Raw genomic sequence first — 15,424 nt, 5'->3', positions numbered from 1 at the left:
TTCGATCTCCAGGAGCACTCATGAAGCGCACCACCCTCCGCGCCGCGGCGTTGGCCGCGAGCCTGGCCACCACCACCGCCATCCTGACTTCCTGCTCGTCCGACGACGACCCCGGCGCGCCACCCAGCGAGACGACTGCCGTGGCGCAGGCGGTTCTCGAGCCCGGCGAGGCGAACCCGATGATCGCGCAGGGCGTGACGATCAGTTCCGGTGCGAGGGTATACAAATCCAGCGGTCTGGGGCCGACTGCGGCGAATACGGCAGCACCTCAGGGCACCCCGGAGTCGTACATCGACTCACAGTTCGCCGACGGTGAGCTGCCCGACGGTGTCACCGTAACCGAAGCCCAAGGGATCAACGTCCTCAAGAACATTCGCGCGAACCTCGAAGCGCAGGGACTGACTCTTGCCGATGTCACCACCATGCGGGTGTTCCTCGACAACGCGCCCGGCACCGACAGAGCGGACTACGCCGGCTGGAACCGCGCCTATCGTCAGTTCTTCGCGAACACGAATCTCGACACCGGGGACACCGAACTGGTGCCCCTGGGAACCGCAGAGCCGGCCGCACCGCTCGAACGCAATGCCGCACGGCCCACGCGGTTCGCGCTGGAGGTCGGCAGCCTTCCCGTTCCGGGCTGGCTCGTCGAGGTCGAGGTCGACGCGGTGTACCCGACGGACGGGATGGCGGGCTGATGGGCGCGATGAGCCCGGCACATTGGGCGGTCGTCGCGGTGGTCCTGCTCGTTCTGTTCGGGTCGAAGAAGCTCCCCGAAGCTGCGCGAGGGCTGGGCAGATCACTTCGGATCCTGAAGTCCGAGGTCGGCGAGATGCACGCCGACGATTCCCGGCCCGCGTCGACCGACACTCCGAGCATCACCGGATAGGCAGCAGGTACCCCGGGCACCCCGGGGTACCTGCTCGTCAGGTGAAGGGCACCCCGCCGGTGACCGCGATGGTCTCCCCGGTGATGTAACTCGAGTCCTGCGAGGCGAGGAACACGTACGCGGGAGCGAGTTCCGCCGGCTGTCCGGGACGGCCGAGCGGCACATCCTTACCGAAATTCTCGTACGCATCCTTCGGCATGGTCGCAGGAATCAACGGCGTCCAGATAGGGCCGGGTGCAACAGCATTGACGCGAACACCCTTACTCGCGACGTCTGCGGCAAGCCCTTTGGTGAAGTCGACGATGCCGGCCTTCGTGGTGGCGTAATCGAGGAGACCAGGTGAGGGGTTCACCGCCTGGATCGAGGTGGTGTTGACGATCGCCGATCCCGGTTCCATCCGGGCCACTGCGAATTTCGACAACCAGAACAGGGCATAGAGATTCGTCTTCATGACGCGATCGAACCCGTCCGTGGTCATGTCGGCGATCCCACCGGGAACCAGGTGCTGGTAGGCAGCGTTGTTGACCAGGATGTCGATACCACCGAACTCCGAGACGGTCGTGGCGACGAGGTGTCGGCAGAAGTCTTCTTCCCGGATGTCTCCGGGCACGAGCACGGCGCTCCGTCCCGCCGCTTCGACGAGTTCGGCGGTCCGTCTGCCGTCCTCGCCTTCTTCCGGGAGATGGCAGAGGACGACGTCTGCTCCTTCCCGCGCGAAGGCGAGCGCCACGGCGCGCCCGATACCGGAATCACCACCGGTGATCAGTGCACGCCGGTCGAGAAGTTTTCCGGAGCCCCGATACGTCAGTTCGCCGTGGTCCGGAGCAGTGACGAGTTCGTCGGTCGCGCCGGGGTAGGTGATCTCGGGTTGCTGCTCCAACGGGGGAACAGGGTGTTGCTCTCCGGGGTGTTGCATCCGGTTCTGGGCCTCGTCGGACACGGTTGCCTCCCTCGGTCGTCGGCCTGTGTTTCCCGGTACCCCGCAGGGAGGTCTTCCACACCGGCGGTTGAGCGCCACCGATATGGGTATTCCGACCGGAACGTCGCAACGGAGGAGCATGTCAGTGGCCGACCACAAAGACCCCGAAACCACGTCGACCGAACACGGGAGCGAGGACGCGGCGCCCGATGTCGTGTCCGACCCCGCCCGCTCCACCGAAGGCGAGTCGACCGAGTGGACCACCGAAGGCGGAGCTACGCCTGCGGGTCCGGCCACCGAGACGGAGAACTCCGAGGAGAAGAACTCGTAAGCACGGGGCCCCGCCGGCCGCCGTGGGCTCGGCGCCACGGGTCGCCGTGGGCTCAGCGATCGACGAGCGATCCCATTTTCTTCGCCACCATGTCGATCGTGCGGCGCGGCATGAGCCGCGAGAGCAGGTCGATCATCGTGGCGTCCTTGCCGATACACATACGGAACGTGCCCTTTTCGATCGCGTTGGCGATGCGCAGCGCCGCCTCGGCGGACGAGGTGATCTTCGCAGCGCCCGCATCGGTGTCGCGGCCCGGAATGGACGCCCCCGAATTCTCGGCGATGCCGGTGCGGATCGCGCCGGGGAAGACGAGCGTCACGGCGACGTTCGTGGTGCGAAGCTCCGCGAACAGCCCTTCGGTCAGAAGCTTTACTGCGGCCTTGCTGGCGCCGTACACGGACTGACCCGGCACCGGTGCGAGGCCGCCCATGCTGGAGACGTTGAGCAGGCTGGCCTCCGGACGCTTCGTGAGCTCGGGAAGGAACGCCTTGCACATGTGCACGACGCCCCAGTAGTTGACATCCATCACCTTCGACATCTCGTCGTACGACAGTTCGGCGAACGGCACGAAGTGCTGGATGATCCCGGCGACGTTCGCGATGCCGTCCACCTGCCCGTGAGCAGCGACGACCTCGCCGACGAGCGACTCGACGGCGGTGCGATCCGATACGTCCGCGGTGTGGGTTGTCAGCCTGTCGCCGGCGGCGGGCGCCAGTGCGCGCGTACCGTCGAGCGCTTCACTGCGAAGGTCGACGGCTGCAACCCGTGCGCCGCGCACGAGAAGTTCGAGGACGACGTCGCGCCCGATTCCGTTGCCGCCGCCGGTGACGACGAATACCTTGTCGCGTATCCGCATATGCTCCCTTTCGTTTTCCTCACGGTAGCCCCGATCGGGAACTCTCGTCTTCCGCGCGAGGACCATTCGGGGCGGATCGCACTCACGGGCACAACCCGGTCTCGGGTGTGGAACCGGCCCGGAGCGACCTCGGGCGTGGTCATACTGGTGATGATCCGGCCTCGAGCGAGAGGACGACGGCAATGTGCCGATTGTTCGGGATGTCCGCAGCACCCCATCGAGTGCACGCCACATTCTGGCTCCTCGACGCCGAAGACAGCCTCGCCGAGCAGAGTCGCCGAATGCCCGACGGAACCGGTCTGGGGTCCTTCTCCGCCGACGGCACCCCACTGCTCGAGAAGCAACCGATCGCGGCATACGAGGACCGTCAATTCGCGCTCGAGGCCAGGGAGCGGGAGTCCCGGACCTTCGTCGCCCACGTCCGGTACGCGACCACGGGAGGCACCGTCCTCGCGAACACCCATCCGTTCGAACAGAACGGCAGGTTGTTCGCCCACAACGGGGTGATCGAAGACCTTCCGCTGCTGGAAGCCGAACTCGGCGACTACCGCACTCTCGTGCACGGCGATACGGATTCGGAGCGATTCTTCGCGCTGATCACCCGCCACATCGACGAGCAGGGCGGTGATGTCGGTGCCGGAATCGCGGCGGCCGTCGGATGGGTCGCCGACCGGCTGAGAATACTGTCGCTGAACTTCGTGCTCGTGACCGCCGAGGAGTTGTGGGCGTTCCGTTACCCGGACACCCACGACCTCATGGTCCTGCAGCGGCGTTCCGGCGGACCGAGCGGAAGCCGTCATCTCGAGCACGCGAGTGCCGCCGGAACGGTGCGTGCTCGCTCGGGCGATCTGTCCAGCCGGCCGGCCGTTGTGGTGGCCACCGAGCGGATGGACGAGGACCCGGACTGGGAGTCGCTGGCGTCGGGAGAACTCCTTCACGTCGGACCTCGTCACGAGGTGTCACGAACGATGATCGCGGAGCACGAACCGCGTCACCGGTTGACGCTCGACGACCTCACGGGCCGCGCCAAGGCCGCCCAGGCTCCCAGCGCACCGTGACGGTGCCGTCACCGCGATTCGTCTCGCCGACCGGTGCGTCACCGATTTCGGAGGTCGGTGATCTCGCGGAGATCCGTCAGGATCTCGCGCAGTTGCGCCGTTCGGCGTGCACCGAGGTGGACGGCCCATTCCGCCTCGACGTCGGCCACGACACGCGCGGCGGCCTCGACGGCGCGGCGTCCCCGCTCGGTGATCTGTACGAGTTTTGCGCGGGCATCTCGCGGATCGGGCGCCCTCATGACATAACCCGCCCGTTCGAGTCCGTCTACGAGAAAGCCGGCGGTCTGCTTCGTGATCTGCGCGGCGACCGCAAGATCGGTGATCCTCGAGCCTTCCGGGTGCAGTCGCTGGAACACTCGCGCCTGAGCAAGCGACAGATCGTCGAAGCCGTCCTCCCGAAGGACTTCGAGGACGCGATTCTCGAGCGCCCGGTACGGAATGAACAGCAGCAGACCTAGATTGACGCCGGGTGCTCTTACGGCTGTTTCTTCGTTCATCGAATCCCTTGACGCATCGTTCCGGCAGACGCACAATAGTACGAGAATCTTACCAATTCGAGGTGTGCCATGGACGCCGAACAATATTGGACAATCATCGCCGCCGAACGCCGCGCCACCGCGGATCTCCTCGCGACTCTCACCGAAGAACAATGGCGTACACCGTCACTCGCCGAGGGGTGGCTCGTCCGGGACGTCGCAGCACATCTGGCACTGGCATCGCAGCCACCCTCCGTGCCGGCACTCCTCCGCGACCTGTTGCTCGCGTGGGGCAGTTTCGACCGGATGAACCACGACACGGCCGTGCGCTACGCCGAGACACGCAGAAATTCCCAGCTCGCCGACGAGTTGCACGACAACGCCGAGTCGCGCCGGCTCCCCGCACCGACCAACTACAAGAACACCCTCGTCGACGTACTCGTACACGAACAGGACATCGCGAGACCACTCGGAATCGACCGCCCGATGCCGCTCGACGCGGCGCGTGCCGGTGCCGACCACGTCTGGTCGATGGGTTTTCCGTACCGTGCGCAGCGAAAACTTCGGGGCTACAGGCTCGTTGCCACCGACGTCGATTGGGCTGCCGGCGCGGGCGAAGAGGTGCGCGAGCCCATCTCGCTACTGTTGCTGCACCTCACCGGCCGGAATCTATGACTTGCTGGATGAGTCCGCCGTAGGTCTCGATGAGTTCCTCGTTCCCGACGTCATCCGCTGTGAGCACCTCGAAGGTGCGCAGCCCACCGGCGAGTCCGAGCAGGAGCGTCACGATGATCCGCGAACGCACCAAGCCTTCCGACTGCTCACCGATCGTTGCCGCGATCCGCGGCACGACACGCGTCACCATCTTCTGCCGGGCGATCTCCGGGTCGGGTGCCTCTTGAACGAGAAATGGTGCCATGGCCCAGAATTCGTAGTCTCCCGTGTCTCGTCGCTCGACGAGGGCACGCACCATCCGGCAACCGATCGACTCGTCCGGGCGCTCGATATCGGCGAGACCCGGCGCGTCGGGCGCAGCGGCCTGGAACAGTTGGGCCTTGCTGCCGGTCAGTTTCATCACGAGGGCGGGCGATACGCCCGCAGCCTCGGCGACATCTCTGATCGTGGTTCCGCTGAAACCACGTTCGGCGAACAACGTTCTGGCGGCATCGAGGATGATCTCGCGGGTGCTCGGTTCACCCACGTCGGCACCCGGCCCGAGGAACTCCGGCATGCGCGGGCGTCATGATCCGGCCGGTGCCGTCACCGCGGTCGTCGTCGCCGGGCCCACCGGGGAAGGCTGCGCGGGTCGCTGTTTCGGAAGGAACATGGCAGCCAGCGTAGCCAAGAACGTGGCGGCGCCCGCGATCGCGAACATCGCGACGATGGCCCCGTGCGCGGGGAACGCGCGTCCCCCCAGTTCGACCGTCAACCCGGTCAGGAGCGCGGCGACGACCGCGCTCATGCTCGACGCTCCGATCGTGCGGAGCAGACTGTTGAGCCCGTTGGCGGCGGCCGTCTCTGTGAGCGGAACGGCTGCCATGATCAACGCGGGCATCGTCGCGTAGGCCATCGCGTTGCCGATGCTGACGAAAACGGCACCGACGATGATGAGGACGACGGTGTCGTCGAACGCGATGCGGAACGCGTAGGACGCCGTCATGACGAGTGTCGCGGTGATGAGGGTGGCACGCCCGCCGAACCGAGAGGCCACTCGTGCCGACAGCGGCGAGAAGAGCAGCATGGCGATACCTCCCGGCACCATGCACAGCCCGGCCGCTGCCGCACTGAGCCCGAACCCGAAGCCGGTGATCTCGGGGAGCTGCAGTTGCTGGGTAGTCGAAAGAGTGTTCGCGTAAGCGGCGAATCCGACGAACAGCCCAGCGATGTTGGTCAGCAGCACCGTCCTGCGCATGGACACGCGGAGGTCGACCATCGGTGCGGGGACCCGCAATTCGTACGGCACCCAGACGGCGAGGACGAGGACGGCAACGACCAGGCTCGCGACGGTCTGCGGGCTCGACCAACCCCACGCGGGCCCTTTCGAGATTCCGAGGAGCAGCGCAGTCAGCGCGGCGGACAGCAGCAGCGCTCCGACGATGTCGAATCGCCCCCGGGTGCCGGTGGCGCTTGCCGGGACGACGAGCAGAATCCCCAGCAGGAGCAGACATCCGGCGGCTGCAGAGACCCAGAAAACCGACGACCAGCCGAAACTGCCGTAGAGCACACCTGCGGTGGGCAGGCCCAGCGCGCCCCCGATCCCCATCGTGGCGCTAGTGAGCGCCACGGCGCCGGCGACTTTCTCCCGCGGGAGCACATCACGGAGCACAGCCATCGCCACCGGGATGAGCGCGGACGAGAATCCCTGCAGGGCACGGCCGATCAGGACTGCGAGAAAGGTTCCGCCGAGCGCTGCGATCAATGATCCGACGACCATCATCGACAGCGCCAGCACCATCATTCGGCGCTTGCCGAACATGTCGGCCAGCCGAGAGACGATCGGTGTGGCCACAGCTCCGGTCAGCAAGGTGATGGTGACCAGCCAGGTGGCGTCCCCGGCGGACACGTCGAGAAGCTCCGGGAAGTCCGGCAACAACGGAATGACCAGCGTGGTCTGTAATGCGGCAACCAGTCCTGCCAGGCTCAGCAGCGCGGTGATCGTGCCGCTCGAGGCGGGCTGTCTGCGTGCCTCGTTTTCCGCACTTCGCATTCCGTTCTCCTCCCTCCGGGGTGAACGTTGTTCACCCCGCAAGAGTGAACGGTGTTCACCCCTCGCATGTCAACTCGGGAGCACTGACAACCCAGGATCCGAACGCCCGATAGCGGCGCCCGTCACAACAACGGAGTAATACTGTAATCACAGCAAATCTGCACGTCGATGCGTCCGAGGAGGACGATCATGCGACATCACCACATGAATTCACCCGGCTTCGGGCGACCAGGCGGCTGGCAGCAGGCACATGTGCCCGACGCGGGGGACGCCACCGAATGGTTCGCCGGACGACTGCCCGACGACTGGTTCACCGGTCCCGCCACCGTCGAGGTCGACCGCGAGGAGATCACCGTGATCGGGGAACTTCCCGCACCCGACGACACATCGGCCGCTGCCGTAGACGGCCGCATCTCCCGCTTCCGCGAAAGCACCCGCCCCGACCGAATGCGTATCGCCGACGAAGCCGAGGCCCGCTACGGGCGCAAGGTCGCCTGGGGAGTCACGGTCGGTGAACGCCACGTCCTGTTCACCCACCTCGCAGTCCCGGTGATGACGCGGCTGAGGCAGCCCGAACGGAAGGTACTGGACACGCTCGTCGACGCGGGCGTCGCCCGGTCTCGCGCCGACGCTCTGAAGTGGGCGGTCCGGCTCGCCGGGCAGCACTCGGAGGAGTGGCTCACCGAACTGCGTGAGGCGATGAAAAGGGTCGACGATCTCCGATCCGAGGGTCCTCAGATCTGACGATCCACTCGCTACATCACGCGACGACGCGACGACGCGACTAGCGAGACAAGCGGATTCGCTATGTCCGTTAACCATCCATCGGCCGAGCCGAAACGAGCGCGATGACTTCCGGGTGGCTGCCGGGTCACAACTGCAGACCAGATCCATCGACCTCGGAGGCATCATGACCCAGCAAACCTCGAGCGCCCTACCCCCGGTCGTCGACCGGCAGACCTGGCAGACCGCGCTGGACGACTTACGCAGACGCGAAAAGGCCGCCACCCGCGAACTCGACGCCATCGCCGCGCAGCGGCGCAGACTCCCGATGGTCGAACTGCCCGACTACACACTGATCGGACCGGACGGTCCGATCCGGCTGGCCGACGTGTTCGACGGCCGCTCACAACTGATCGTCTACAACCACATGTGGTCCGACGGCGAGGAATGGCAGTGCGGTGGCTGCACCGGCCTCACCTCGCAGTGGACCCGGCTGGGCATCCTCGACAACTACGACGCCCGCTTCGTCATCGTCACCAACGGGCCCATCGGCGAAGCTCTGGCATACAAGGCGAAGACCGGCAACATGATGGACTGGTACTCGTCTTCGGAGAGTTCGTTCGGAGCGGACGTCGACGCACCGCCCGGGGGTGGCTTCGCGGTCAACGTGTTCCTCCGCGACGGAGACACGGTCTACCGCACCTGGCACACCACCGGCCGCGGCACCGAACAGCTCAGCTACACCTTCCCCTTGGTCGACATCCTGCCGTGGGGACGCCAGGAAGAATGGCAGGATTCTCCCGAGGGCTGGCCGCAATCGCCCACCTACTCGGGATGGCTCGACTCCCCCGACATCGCCCGCCTCTACGGTCCGAACGGCGACATCCGATGACATCCGGGTAGAGACGTGGGGGTCGTCGCGCGTTCGAGGCCGTGCGACGAGAGAGCGACCTGAGCCCGAACCGGTGATCTCGGAGAGTTGCAACCGAGATTCCGAGGAGCAGTGCGGTCAGCGCCGTGAGTTCCGATAGTCGGCGGGCGCAGGCCCACATTTTCGTAGTCGCAAGGTGTGTTAAATTGCCGACGTCATTACGACGACGAACGAGGAAGCCGGTGTGAGTCCGGCGCGGTCCCGCCACTGTAATCGGGGAGCAGACCTCCATTTCGGCCGCGATCCGTCAGGGTCGTAAGGCGGAGGCGAGCGACGATCCGAGAGCCAGGAGACTCCCGTTGTCGTACCTCACTGTCCGGGGCGGATTTCCCCGAGAGAGGGCGTCTTCGCCATGCGCTCACGCGCGGTTTTCCCTGGAGTTCTCCTCACCGTTGCCGTAGTAGGCCTGACCATGAGCGGGTGTTCGTCCGCCACCGGCAGCTCGATCGGCGCCGATACCGGCGCCGACGCGGGGTGCATCACGGACTTCGATGCAACGGTCGACTACTTCCCGGCCAAGTCGGAGATCACCGACGCGGAGAACTTCTCGCTCACCTACGAGAACAGCTACCAGATCCTCACCGTCGACGAACCGTTCTCCGGCGCCGAACCCGAGTCGTACGTGCTGGTCAAGTGCGGTGCGCCTGCTCCGGAGCTCTCGGGTGAGCTGGCCGACGCGCAGCAGATCACGGTGCCCATCACGAGCCTGTACTCGGCGTCGACCACCCATCTGCCCCTCGTGACGGAACTCGGAGTCCTCGACACTCTCACCGGCGTCTCCAGCGGCTCTTTCGTCTCCGACGCCGCCGCGCGCGATCGCATCGCCTCCGGGGACGTCGTCGAGTACGCAGCGGGCGGCACCGTCGACACCGAGGCCGTGGTCCTGGCCGCACCTGATGTCCTGATGACCGGCGGTTCGGACGACCCCGCGTACACGCAGTTGCGGGAGTCCGGCATCGGCGTGGTCGCGAACGCCGAGTGGCTCGAGGCCACACCGCTGGGCCGCGCCGAATGGATCAAAGTCATGGCGGCGCTGACCGGCACCGAAGAGCGGGCCGCCGAGGTGTACGGCGACATCCGTACGCGTTACCTCGATGTGGCGGAGAAGGCCGCCGCCGCGGACCCCGCTCCGGTACTTCTCGGCGGGATGTCCCAGGGCACTTGGTACATGTCCTCGGGCGGCAGTTTCATGGGCAAGTTCTTCGGCGATGCCGGTGCACAGTGGCCGTGGGACGACGTCACCACCACGGGATCCCTGCCCCTCGACTTCGAGTCGGTGATTGCCCAGGCCTCGGACGCGCCGACGTGGCTGGTCGTCAACAGCTGGACCTCCATCGCCGATGCCCTGGCCGACGACGAGCGCTACGGAAGTCTCGCCGCGATCGGGACGGGCGAGGTATGGAACGCGAACAAGGCCACGAACGAGACCGGCGGTAACGACTTCTACGAACGCGGTGTGCTCCGCCCCGACCTGATCCTGTCCGATCTGGTGGCAATCCTGCACCCCGAAATCCTGCCGGATCACGAGTTCACGTTCTACCGGCAACTGCCGGCGTGACAACCACGCTCGACCCGGCACCCCGGACGCAGGACGGCGTCACGTCGCCTCCTCCTCGCACCGGGCGCGTCGCGGTGGCGCTCGCTGCGTTGGCCGCGGCGCTCGCCCTCGCCGTCGTGTTGTCGGTGACCCTGGGGTCGGTGACCGTGCCCATCGGCGAGACCCTTCGTATCCTCACGGGCCAGGACGCGTCCGATCCCCGATGGGGCACAGTGGTCCGCGATTTGCGCCTGCCCCGCACGATCACCGCGATCGTGGTGGGTGCCGCGTTGGGCATCGCGGGCCTGCAGATGCAGACGCTGTTCCGCAATGCGCTCGCCGACCCCTACATCCTCGGTGCCAGTTCCGGCGCGAGTCTCGGCGTCGCGCTCGTCGTGGTGGCCGGCGGTGGAGGTGCGAGCGGGTTCACCGCGAATCTCGCCGGACTCGGGCGGGCCGGCGTGGTCATCGCCGCCGCACTCGGGGCCGCAGCGGTGCTCATGCTGATCATGCTGTTGTCGCGGTGGGTGCGTTCGGCGGTCACGCTCCTCCTGATCGGGGTCATGCTCGGTTCGGCGACCACCGCGGTGGTCTCGGTCCTGCTCGTCTATGCCGATCCCCAACGCAGCCAACAGTTCCTCGTGTGGGGTCTGGGCAGTTTCACCGCGACCACGTGGTCCGATCTGGCGTTGCTGGTCCCGATCGTCCTGACCGGAATCGCCGCCGCGCTTCTCACGGTGCGTGCCCTCAACGCGTTGCTGCTCGGCGAGGGGTACGCCCGCTCCATGGGTATCGACATCCGCGCCGTGCGCCTGACGACGGTCGTCTCGGCAGCACTGCTCGCCGGTGCCACCACCGCGTTCTGCGGGCCGATCGGATTCCTCGGACTCATCGTCCCGCATCTGGCCCGCATGGCATTCGGAACTTCCGACCACCGCGTCCTGCTGCCCGGCGTCGCCCTACTGGGCGCGGTGGTCGCACTCGTCTGCGGGCTGGTGAGCCAGATGCCCGGCACGGACACGGTGTTCCCACTCAATGCCGTTACCGCCCTGGTCGGTGCGCCGGTCGTCATCACCGTCCTCGTGCGCAGCCGTCGCGGGGCGTTGGGATCCGCGCTGTGACCCGAACCGACGTATCCACGGCCGATCCCAACGGCATCGAATTACGTGATGTGACAATTGGTTACAACCGCCGGTGCGCTCTTCGCCGACGGAGTGTCACCACCGTCGCGACCGGTCTCGACGCTGTCGCGCGACGCGGCGAACTCACCGCTCTGGTGGGCCCCAACGGGGCCGGTAAATCCACGCTCCTTCGTACGCTGTGCGGACTGCAACCGGTGCTGCACGGACAGGTCCTGATCGACGGCGACGACCTGTCGTCGGTCCGGCCCGCCGACCTCGCCACCCGCATCTCGGTGGTGCTCACCGAGCGCATCGACCCCGGCCTACTCACCGTGCGGGAACTCGTCGCACTCGGTCGCACCCCACATCTGCCCGCGAGCGCCCGGCTCTCCCCCGAGGACCGGGCCGTGGTGGATTGGGCACTCGACGCCGTCGGGGCGACACACCTGGCCGCACGACAGTTCACCGAACTGTCCGACGGCCAGCGGCAACGGTCCCTCACCGCCCGCGCACTCGCGCAACAACCGTCGCTGCTCGTCCTCGACGAGCCGACGTCGTTCCTCGATGTACCGTCCCGGGTCGAACTCGTCGACGTTCTGGGCCGCCTCGCCCGGGAGCAGAACCTTGCCGTGATCATGTCCACCCACGAACTCGAACTCGCGTTGCGAGTGTCGGACCGGATGTGGTTGCTCGACGCCGATCGGACGCTGACGTGCGACACCCCGGCGGCCCTCGCGGAATCCGGACGGATCGGGGCGGCATTCGACCGCGGACGCATGCGATTCGATCCGCAGACACTGGTCTTCGATCTCACGGGGGATGACAGCCGTGCCTGACCCAACAGAAGTGCTCGAGGAAATCGCCACGCAGAGTCCGTATTTCGCGGTCGGCACCGGACCGGCGCCCGGCCCCTGGCAGCCCACGACCGCCCTGCGCGAGTGCGCAATACGGGACGCGCTCGTGTCCACGACGGCCGACCGGATGGTTACGAGCGAGCCGCGGGTCGCCGCCTCGACCGTGTTCTTCGGGTACGCCGCGAGGATGTGGTCCGTCGCGCTCGGATCGGTGACGACGTCGGGTCGATGCATCCGGCTCGATCCGGGGATGTTGCTGTGGCGGACGGACGGCGGCATGCAGTTGCACCTCGCCGATCCACGCTTCGGTGGTTCCGTCGCGGCCGAGGTCCTCGATGCCCAACTCGAACCGCTCATCGAGGCGTGGGCGGATGTCGTGGCCCCGGGCCTCATGTGGGGCAATACCGCGTCGGCGTTGATCGGCGCGGGTCGCGTGCTCGGGCCCGCGGCAACGCCGTACGTCGAAGCCCTGCTGGGCGACCCGCGGCTCCGCACCGCACTCGATCGGTCCACGGGTCGTCGTCGCAGCTGCTGCTTGTTCTATCGCACCCCGAACGGCGGCGTGTGCGGCGACTGTCCTTTTCCCACCCCTCCTGCCATGTCCTCGAAGGAGAGATCGTGACGTCCACTTTCAGCCCTGAGATCCTCGAAACCGAAGACGGCGGACGCGAGCAGCGTTGGGCGCTGCCCGTCGACGAGGACAGCCTTCTCCGCCTGATCCGGATGCTGTTCGACGAGTATTGGAACGACATGTGGTTCGGTCTCCTCATCGAAGGTTCGGCGCTCGAGGTTGCGGCTCCCAATGCGCCGAAAAAGATTTCGATGTACGACGGGTACGCGACGGTCGACTTCGGGCGGTGGCATTTTCATCTGTGCATCGGTGAGCACACCGCGAGCGGACCGGAACTCGGCCGTATCCGTCGTTGCAGCCGCGCCGAGCTTTATCGCCGGATCGGCGCGGACGACACCGTCTCGTCGTGGGGCCTGCGCCTGTTCAACGGTCGCGACGAGCAGATGATGACCGTCATGCTTCCCACGCCGTTCCTCACCAACACTCAGCGCCTCACGGACGAACCCGTGTGGGAGCACCTCGAGGCGTGGGATCGGATTCGGGCCGAGCTCCTCGGACTCGAACCCGATCCCCGCGACCGCAGCGGCCAAGGTTTCCGTCACTCCTGATCGACGGTCACCCCGGCCCGGCGAACTCCCGGTCACGGACACGGTGATACCGGATCACCGGCGTGCCTCCGTCGTCGACGACGGAGGCACGCACCCCGTATACGTGCTCGATCATGTCGGACGTCAGTGCCTCGATAGGTGGGCCCTGGGCGACGATCCGTCCCTTCGAGAGAACGACGACCCGGTCACAGAACATCGCCGCGAGGTTGAGATCGTGCAGTGCGACGTAACTGGTCACCGGCAATGCCACCACCCGTTCCAGGATGTCGAGCTGATGCTGGACGTCGAGGTGATTGGTCGGTTCGTCGAGCAGGAGTTCCTGCGGATCCTGGGCGAGCGCCCGCGCGATCTGGGCGCGCTGGCGTTCTCCGCCCGACATGGCCCGCCACAGGCGGTCGGCGTGCTCGGACATACCGGTGGCCACGAGCGCCCGTTCTATCGCGGCGTCGCCTCCGTCGTCGCGGCCGAAGACGTCCGCGTGTGGAACTCGGCCCAGCCGAACCACATCCCGGACCCTGATGTCGACCTCGGTGTGCGAGTGCTGTCCCACCATCGCGACCCGCCTGGCCAGGACGCGGCGGCCGAGCGACCGGATGTCGGCACCATCGAGCGTCACAGTGCCCGCGTCCGGACGGTCGACGCCGGCAAGCAGACGCAGGAGTGACGACTTGCCGGAACCGTTGGGGCCGAGCAGCCCGATTGTCTCGCCGGGCCGCGGGTCGATCGTCACGTCGTCGACTACGAGGTTGCCGCCCCGGCTCCACCTCAGCGATGTTGCCGCCAGTGTCTCTGTTTTCCTCGTCACTGCGTGCTCCTCATACGGAAGAGAATCAGGGCGAAGGCGGGCACACCGATCAGCGCTGTCACCACACCGACCGGTACTTCCTGCGGCGCGAACACCGTGCGCGCCACCGCGTCGACCCACACCATGAACACCGCACCCACCACTGCTGCGACCGGCACGAGACGACTGTGCCTGGGGCCGACCAGGAATCGGGCGGCATGCGGAAGTACCAGACCCACGAATCCGATGGCACCTGCCGCACTGACCAGCACCGCGGTGATGAGTGCCGTCACCACCAGGAACATCAGGCGGGTGCGTCCCACCGCGATTCCGAGCGTCGCGGCGGTGGACGATCCGAAGGTGAAGGCATCGAGCGCGGACGCCTTCAGCAGACACACCGCAACCCCCAGTGCGCACACCCCGCCACACAGGATCACGTCGCTCCAGGTTGCGCCCGCGAGCGAGCCGAGCAGCCAGAACAGCACACCACGGGTGCGTTCCGCGTCGGCCGACGAGATGACGATGAAAGAGGTGAGCGCCGAGAACAATTGCGTACCCGCGACACCGGCGAGGACCACACGGGAGGTTCCGCCGCCCGCGCCCGTCGCAAGCAGCAGCACCAGCCCGAACGACACCAGCGCGCCGAGAAAGGCACCACCGGACAACGAGATCGCACCGCCTCCGATGCCGAGGACCGCGATCATCACGGCGCCGGTGGAGGCACCGGACGAGATACCCAGCACGAACGGGTCGGCGAGCGGATTTCGCAGCAGCGACTGCATGATCACGCCGCACACGGCCAGGCCGGCCCCGCACACCGCCGCGAGCAACGTTCGAGGTAGCCGCAGTTCCCAGACGATGCCCTCCCGGATTGCACTCACCGTCGACCCACTCATACCCAGCTTGTCGAAGATCACCGAATAGACGTCCCCGACAGAGAGATTCGCGGGCCCTATGGTGACGGTGACGGCGATCGACAGAGCAAGCGCCACCACTCCCACGGTGATCACAGCGACAACCGGGACCCGGTGGCCCCTGACGGGCAACCGGGTCTTCATCTCG

At 66.6% G+C, this 15,424-nt stretch carries 19 protein-coding genes and 1 riboswitch; of the genes, 12 read left to right on the top strand and 7 right to left on the bottom strand.

What is annotated here, in order from left to right:
* The first annotated feature begins 20 nt into the window (after window positions 1-20).
* Window positions 21-695, top strand: coding sequence for a Rid family hydrolase (locus HF877_RS00840; RefSeq protein ID WP_169619113.1), 675 nt, complete (start codon window positions 21-23; stop codon window positions 693-695).
* A gap of 8 nt (window positions 696-703) precedes the next feature.
* Window positions 704-886: a Sec-independent protein translocase subunit TatA gene (gene tatA, locus HF877_RS00835; protein WP_240951848.1), complete on the top strand. Its 183-nt coding sequence runs from the start codon at window positions 704-706 to the stop codon at window positions 884-886.
* 37 nt (window positions 887-923) lie between these two features.
* Here tatA and HF877_RS00830 read toward each other — a convergent pair whose 3' ends face one another.
* Entirely contained in the window at window positions 924-1,802 is an 879-nt protein-coding gene (locus HF877_RS00830; RefSeq protein ID WP_169619586.1) for an SDR family oxidoreductase, read from the bottom strand.
* 142 nt (window positions 1,803-1,944) lie between these two features.
* Here HF877_RS00830 and HF877_RS00825 point away from each other — a divergent pair, with 142 nt between their 5' ends.
* Entirely contained in the window at window positions 1,945-2,136 is a 192-nt protein-coding gene (locus tag HF877_RS00825) for a hypothetical protein (RefSeq protein WP_169619109.1), read from the top strand.
* A gap of 52 nt (window positions 2,137-2,188) precedes the next feature.
* Here HF877_RS00825 and HF877_RS00820 read toward each other — a convergent pair whose 3' ends face one another.
* Window positions 2,189-2,992: an SDR family oxidoreductase gene (locus HF877_RS00820; RefSeq protein WP_169619107.1), complete on the bottom strand. Its 804-nt coding sequence runs from the start codon at window positions 2,990-2,992 to the stop codon at window positions 2,189-2,191.
* Between the two features lie 182 nt (window positions 2,993-3,174).
* On the opposite strand from HF877_RS00820, the gene HF877_RS00815 reads away from it, so the two are divergent.
* Window positions 3,175-4,050, top strand: a complete 876-nt coding sequence (locus tag HF877_RS00815) for a class II glutamine amidotransferase (protein WP_169619105.1) — start codon at window positions 3,175-3,177, stop codon at window positions 4,048-4,050.
* A gap of 38 nt (window positions 4,051-4,088) precedes the next feature.
* Here HF877_RS00815 and HF877_RS00810 read toward each other — a convergent pair whose 3' ends face one another.
* The gene (locus HF877_RS00810; protein ID WP_169619103.1) at window positions 4,089-4,547 is read right to left on the bottom strand and encodes a MarR family transcriptional regulator; all 459 of its coding nucleotides are present in this window, start codon (window positions 4,545-4,547) and stop codon (window positions 4,089-4,091) included.
* Window positions 4,548-4,616: 69 nt separating this feature from the next.
* Between HF877_RS00810 and HF877_RS00805 the strand changes: the two genes are divergently transcribed.
* Window positions 4,617-5,201 (top strand): maleylpyruvate isomerase family mycothiol-dependent enzyme, encoded by a 585-nt coding sequence (locus tag HF877_RS00805; protein WP_169619102.1) that lies wholly within the window; start codon window positions 4,617-4,619, stop codon window positions 5,199-5,201.
* Here the strand turns inward: HF877_RS00805 and HF877_RS00800 are convergent.
* Both HF877_RS00800 and HF877_RS00795 read right to left on the bottom strand, forming a co-directional pair.
* Window positions 5,182-5,757 carry a TetR/AcrR family transcriptional regulator gene (locus HF877_RS00800; protein WP_169619100.1) on the bottom strand — a complete coding sequence of 192 codons (576 nt, stop codon included), beginning with the start codon at window positions 5,755-5,757 and terminating at the stop codon, window positions 5,182-5,184. The genes HF877_RS00805 and HF877_RS00800 overlap by 20 nt on opposite strands.
* 9 nt (window positions 5,758-5,766) lie before the next feature.
* Window positions 5,767-7,233 (bottom strand): MFS transporter, encoded by a 1,467-nt coding sequence (locus HF877_RS00795; protein ID WP_169619098.1) that lies wholly within the window; start codon window positions 7,231-7,233, stop codon window positions 5,767-5,769.
* A 189-nt stretch (window positions 7,234-7,422) separates the two neighbouring features.
* On the opposite strand from HF877_RS00795, the gene HF877_RS00790 reads away from it, so the two are divergent.
* The 7 genes from HF877_RS00790 to HF877_RS00760 all read left to right on the top strand — a co-directional run bounded on the left by HF877_RS00790 (window position 7,423) and on the right by HF877_RS00760 (window position 13,578).
* Complete coding sequence (locus tag HF877_RS00790; protein ID WP_169619096.1) at window positions 7,423-7,977, top strand: hypothetical protein; 555 nt, start codon at window positions 7,423-7,425, stop codon at window positions 7,975-7,977.
* A gap of 166 nt (window positions 7,978-8,143) precedes the next feature.
* Window positions 8,144-8,848 carry a DUF899 family protein gene (locus HF877_RS00785; RefSeq protein WP_169619094.1) on the top strand — a complete coding sequence of 235 codons (705 nt, stop codon included), beginning with the start codon at window positions 8,144-8,146 and terminating at the stop codon, window positions 8,846-8,848.
* Between the two features lie 174 nt (window positions 8,849-9,022).
* Window positions 9,023-9,204, top strand: a riboswitch (cobalamin riboswitch).
* Between the two features lie 95 nt (window positions 9,205-9,299).
* Window positions 9,300-10,445, top strand: a complete 1,146-nt coding sequence (locus tag HF877_RS00780) for an ABC transporter substrate-binding protein (RefSeq protein WP_240951843.1) — start codon at window positions 9,300-9,302, stop codon at window positions 10,443-10,445.
* A gap of 74 nt (window positions 10,446-10,519) precedes the next feature.
* A complete protein-coding gene (locus tag HF877_RS00775) occupies window positions 10,520-11,545 on the top strand; it encodes an iron ABC transporter permease (protein WP_169619585.1) in 1,026 nt (341 codons plus the stop codon).
* Window positions 11,542-12,381 (top strand): ABC transporter ATP-binding protein, encoded by an 840-nt coding sequence (locus HF877_RS00770; RefSeq protein ID WP_169619090.1) that lies wholly within the window; start codon window positions 11,542-11,544, stop codon window positions 12,379-12,381. The genes HF877_RS00775 and HF877_RS00770 overlap by 4 nt, the downstream gene beginning before the upstream one ends.
* Window positions 12,374-13,021, top strand: a complete 648-nt coding sequence (locus HF877_RS21590) for a (2Fe-2S)-binding protein (RefSeq protein WP_346765027.1) — start codon at window positions 12,374-12,376, stop codon at window positions 13,019-13,021. The genes HF877_RS00770 and HF877_RS21590 overlap by 8 nt, the downstream gene beginning before the upstream one ends.
* Window positions 13,018-13,578 (top strand): hypothetical protein, encoded by a 561-nt coding sequence (locus tag HF877_RS00760; RefSeq protein WP_169619086.1) that lies wholly within the window; start codon window positions 13,018-13,020, stop codon window positions 13,576-13,578. Before HF877_RS21590 ends, HF877_RS00760 begins: the two co-directional genes overlap by 4 nt.
* 7 nt (window positions 13,579-13,585) lie before the next feature.
* Here the strand turns inward: HF877_RS00760 and HF877_RS00755 are convergent, their stop codons facing one another.
* Together HF877_RS00755 and HF877_RS00750 are read right to left on the bottom strand one after the other, a co-directional pair.
* The gene (locus HF877_RS00755) at window positions 13,586-14,383 is read right to left on the bottom strand and encodes an ABC transporter ATP-binding protein (protein ID WP_169619084.1); all 798 of its coding nucleotides are present in this window, start codon (window positions 14,381-14,383) and stop codon (window positions 13,586-13,588) included.
* Window positions 14,380-15,420, bottom strand: coding sequence for an iron chelate uptake ABC transporter family permease subunit (locus tag HF877_RS00750; protein WP_169619583.1), 1,041 nt, complete (start codon window positions 15,418-15,420; stop codon window positions 14,380-14,382). Before HF877_RS00750 ends, HF877_RS00755 begins: the two co-directional genes overlap by 4 nt.
* Between the last annotated feature and the right edge of the window lie 4 nt (window positions 15,421-15,424).

The sequence above is a fragment of the Rhodococcus sp. BL-253-APC-6A1W genome, from assembly GCF_012843405.1.
Lineage (GTDB): Bacteria > Actinomycetota > Actinomycetes > Mycobacteriales > Mycobacteriaceae > Rhodococcus.
Note: the sequence above shows the minus strand (reverse complement) of the source record. Positions and strands in the feature narration are given on the sequence as shown.

Excerpts from the sequence above, each read along its gene's own strand:
- HF877_RS00840 (WP_169619113.1), top strand. The coding sequence starts at position 21 with ATGAAGCGCACCACCCTCCGCGCCGCGGCGTTGGCCGCGAGCCTGGCC.
- HF877_RS00820 (WP_169619107.1), bottom strand. The coding sequence starts at position 2,992 with ATGCGGATACGCGACAAGGTATTCGTCGTCACCGGCGGCGGCAACGGA.
- HF877_RS00815 (WP_169619105.1), top strand. The coding sequence starts at position 3,175 with ATGTGCCGATTGTTCGGGATGTCCGCAGCACCCCATCGAGTGCACGCC.
- HF877_RS00810 (WP_169619103.1), bottom strand. The coding sequence starts at position 4,547 with ATGAACGAAGAAACAGCCGTAAGAGCACCCGGCGTCAATCTAGGTCTG.
- HF877_RS00750 (WP_169619583.1), bottom strand. The coding sequence starts at position 15,420 with ATGAAGACCCGGTTGCCCGTCAGGGGCCACCGGGTCCCGGTTGTCGCT.
- HF877_RS00805 (WP_169619102.1), top strand. The coding sequence starts at position 4,617 with ATGGACGCCGAACAATATTGGACAATCATCGCCGCCGAACGCCGCGCC.
- HF877_RS00795 (WP_169619098.1), bottom strand. The coding sequence starts at position 7,233 with ATGCGAAGTGCGGAAAACGAGGCACGCAGACAGCCCGCCTCGAGCGGC.
- HF877_RS00780 (WP_240951843.1), top strand. The coding sequence starts at position 9,300 with ATGAGCGGGTGTTCGTCCGCCACCGGCAGCTCGATCGGCGCCGATACC.
- HF877_RS00830 (WP_169619586.1), bottom strand. The coding sequence starts at position 1,802 with ATGCAACACCCCGGAGAGCAACACCCTGTTCCCCCGTTGGAGCAGCAA.
- HF877_RS00785 (WP_169619094.1), top strand. The coding sequence starts at position 8,144 with ATGACCCAGCAAACCTCGAGCGCCCTACCCCCGGTCGTCGACCGGCAG.
- tatA (WP_240951848.1), top strand. The coding sequence starts at position 704 with ATGAGCCCGGCACATTGGGCGGTCGTCGCGGTGGTCCTGCTCGTTCTG.
- HF877_RS00825 (WP_169619109.1), top strand. The coding sequence starts at position 1,945 with ATGTCAGTGGCCGACCACAAAGACCCCGAAACCACGTCGACCGAACAC.
- HF877_RS00800 (WP_169619100.1), bottom strand. The coding sequence starts at position 5,757 with ATGCCGGAGTTCCTCGGGCCGGGTGCCGACGTGGGTGAACCGAGCACC.
- HF877_RS00790 (WP_169619096.1), top strand. The coding sequence starts at position 7,423 with ATGCGACATCACCACATGAATTCACCCGGCTTCGGGCGACCAGGCGGC.